Annotated in this window: 2 protein-coding genes and 1 pseudogene; all 3 read left to right on the forward strand. The window is 72.5% G+C overall.

Translation table 11 applies throughout. The features are described 5' to 3' along the window. Positions 1-697: ornithine carbamoyltransferase (gene argF, locus ACOJSN_RS04510; RefSeq protein WP_420111318.1), on the forward strand; the 697-nt coding region annotated here is incomplete at its 5' end. After that, on the forward strand, positions 694-1,224 hold the full coding sequence (locus ACOJSN_RS04515; RefSeq protein WP_420111319.1) for an arginine repressor: 531 nt from the start codon (positions 694-696) through the stop codon (positions 1,222-1,224). The genes argF and ACOJSN_RS04515, both read left to right, overlap by 4 nt. After that, positions 1,221-1,517: pseudogene (locus tag ACOJSN_RS04520) on the forward strand (argininosuccinate lyase); the annotation flags it as partial. The gene ACOJSN_RS04515 and the pseudogene ACOJSN_RS04520, both read left to right, overlap by 4 nt.

Below are 1,517 nucleotides of genomic sequence, written 5' to 3' on the forward strand. Positions count from 1 at the left end.
AGAATCCGTGGCCGACGTGGCCCGGGTGCTCGGCCGCCAGGTCGCCGCGGTCGTGTGGCGCACCTACGAGCAGGCCCGGATCGAGGAGATGGCCGCCTACGCCGGGGTGCCCGTGGTCAACGCCCTCACCGACGACTACCACCCCTGCCAGGGGCTCGCTGATCTGCTGACCATCGCCGAGCACACCGGCGGGCTGGCACCCGAGGGGCCGGCACTGGCGGGCCGGTCGCTCGCCTACGTGGGCGACGGCGCCAACAACATGGCCCACACGTACCTGCTCGCGGGCGCGCGCGCGGGCATGCATGTGCGGATCGGTGCCCCGGAGGGCTACCAGCCGAGCGTCGAGATCGTGACGCGCGCCGAGGCGATCGCGAACGAGACCGGTGGCTCGGTGACGCTGACGACCGACCCGGCCTCCGCCGTCGAGCAATCCGATGCGGTGGTGACCGACACCTGGGTGTCGATGGGCCACGAGGAACAGGCCGCGGAACGGGAGACGCCGTTCCTGGCGTACCAGCTGAACGCCGAGCTGCTGGCGCGAGCGGGCAGCGAGGCCGTGGTGCTGCACTGCCTACCGGCCTACCGTGGCAAGGAGATCACCGCCGAGGTGATCGACGGCCCGCAGTCGGTGGTGTGGGACGAGGCGGAGAACCGGCTGCACGCTCAGAAGGCGATCCTGGCCTGGCTGCTGCGATGAGCTCACCGCAGACGAAGCCCGCGCGACATGCACTGATCCGTGCGGTGCTCGCGAAGGGCGCGGTGCAGTCCCAGGCCGAGCTGCTCGACGAGCTCGCGGCCGAGGGTGTCAGCATCACCCAGGCGACGCTGTCGCGTGACCTCGAGGAGCTGCGGGCGCACAAGGTCCGCACCGCTGACGGGTCGTTGCAGTACGCGCTGCCACCCGAGGGCACGACCGCGCCCGTGAGCGGCGCCGGGGCGGAACAGCTCGTGGTGCGGTTGGCCCGGTTGTGCGGCGAGCTGCTGGTGCGCGCCGACGCCTCTGCGAACATCGTGGTGCTACGGACTCCGCCCGGCGCTGCCCAGTTCCTCGCCTCGGCGATCGACGAGTCGGTCATGCCGTCGGTGCTCGGCACGATCGGCGGCGACGACACCGTGCTCGTGGTGACCACCGATCCCGGCGCCGGTGCGAGCACTGCGGCACGGTTCCTCGAGCTGGCCCAGGGCGGCCGCGGCGCCGGTGACGACCAAGGAGACACGGAATGACCCACGAGCCCACCTCCGGCCGCGTCAGCCTGTGGGGCGGCCGCTTCGCGGGCGGGCCCGCCGACGCGTTGGCGGCGCTGAGCGTATCGACCCACTTCGACTGGAGGCTCGCTCGCCACGACATCGCCGGATCGCGCGCGCACGCGCGAGTGCTGCGCGGTGCGGGTCTGCTCACCGACGACGAGCTCACCGGGATGCTCGAGGCGCTCGAGGCGCTCGAGGCTGACGTGGTCTCGGGCGCGTTCGTCGCCGACCCGGGCGACGAGGACGTCCACACCGCGCTCGAGCGCGGC

The organism is Pseudactinotalea sp., assembly GCF_048594945.1.
GTDB lineage: Bacteria > Actinomycetota > Actinomycetes > Actinomycetales > Beutenbergiaceae > Pseudactinotalea.

What these genes read in the sequence shown, in the direction of transcription:
- ACOJSN_RS04515 (WP_420111319.1), top strand. Translation starts at nt 694, where the DNA reads ATGAGCTCACCGCAGACGAAGCCCGCGCGACATGCACTGATCCGTGCG.